Source organism: Pseudonocardia charpentierae, assembly GCF_031845345.1.
GTDB lineage: Bacteria > Actinomycetota > Actinomycetes > Mycobacteriales > Pseudonocardiaceae > Pseudonocardia > Pseudonocardia charpentierae.
On the sequence record NZ_JAVREJ010000110.1, the window covers coordinates 1 to 434 of the forward strand.

Consider the following 434-nt stretch of genomic DNA (forward strand, 5'->3'; position numbering starts at 1 on the left):
ACCGCCACCGTCGCCGACCAGCGGGAACTTGCGCTTGCGGATCAACTCGGGCATCTGCTCGCCCGGCGCCATCGAGGTGCCCGGCCCGTAGAACCCGCCGTAGCGCAGGACGATCCCTTCCGTCCAGCCGGCGCCCAGCACCGCCTCCTCCAGATGGCGGATCGCGGCCACCGACCGGCGCATCTCCCGCGCCGGCGAGGGGTCGAGCGGGTCCTCTTCGGTCTTCACCGGCCCGCCGGTTCGTGCATACGGCATCGTGACGCTCTGCGCCACGAACCGGCGCACCCCCACGGCCCGCCCGGCCGAGAGCAGATGATCCGTACCCTCGGTGCGCAGGCGGTTGGTGTGCGCGAAGGCACGATCGAAGTGACGCATGTCCGGCTCACCGATCGCGGTCAGCTCATGGACGATGACCTCGGGCTGCGCCCTGCCGA

At 71.2% G+C, this 434-nt stretch carries 1 protein-coding gene; it reads right to left on the reverse strand.

The features are described from left to right. Positions 1–411 (reverse strand): NAD-dependent epimerase/dehydratase family protein (locus RM445_RS32080; RefSeq protein ID WP_311560617.1); only part of this gene is annotated, 411 nt, incomplete at its 3' end. Positions 412–434: the final 23 nt, after the last annotated feature.